The 418-nt window shown below is 52.6% G+C and carries 1 protein-coding gene; it reads right to left on the minus strand.

Features of this window, described 5'->3' with window-relative positions; genetic code table 11:
- Nucleotides 1–407 (minus strand): SEC-C metal-binding domain-containing protein (locus ACGFW6_RS45150; protein WP_349816135.1); only part of this gene is annotated, 407 nt, incomplete at its 3' end.
- Nucleotides 408–418: the final 11 nt, after the last annotated feature.

A 418-nucleotide genomic window follows, 5' to 3' on the forward strand; every position in this document is an offset into this window, starting at 1 on the left:
TATTGCAGGCGACCATGGCACTGCTTGTATTTTTTACCAGAACCGCACGGGCAAGGATCGTTACGTCCTACTTTGCGCTCACCGGTTTGCGCCGCCAGTGCAGCTGCGGCTGCAGAGTCGTCATCCTGATGGCTAAGCTGCTGCATTTGCGCTAAACGCTCGGCTTCCATACGACGCTGTTGTTCCAGCTCCTCAACCTCTTCAGGCATACGTACCTGGACTTTGCTCAGCGTGCTGATAACTTCATATTTTAACGACTCCAGCATCGCTGCAAACATGGAGAACGATTCACGTTTGTATTCCTGCTTCGGATCTTTCTGTGCATAGCCACGCAGGTGGATACCCTGACGCAGATAGTCCATCGCCGCCAGGTGCTCTTTCCACAGAGAGTCGAGAGTTTGCAGCATGACGCCTTTTT

This window comes from Streptomyces sp. Y7 (genome assembly GCF_043195415.1).
Lineage (GTDB): Bacteria > Actinomycetota > Actinomycetes > Streptomycetales > Streptomycetaceae > Streptomyces.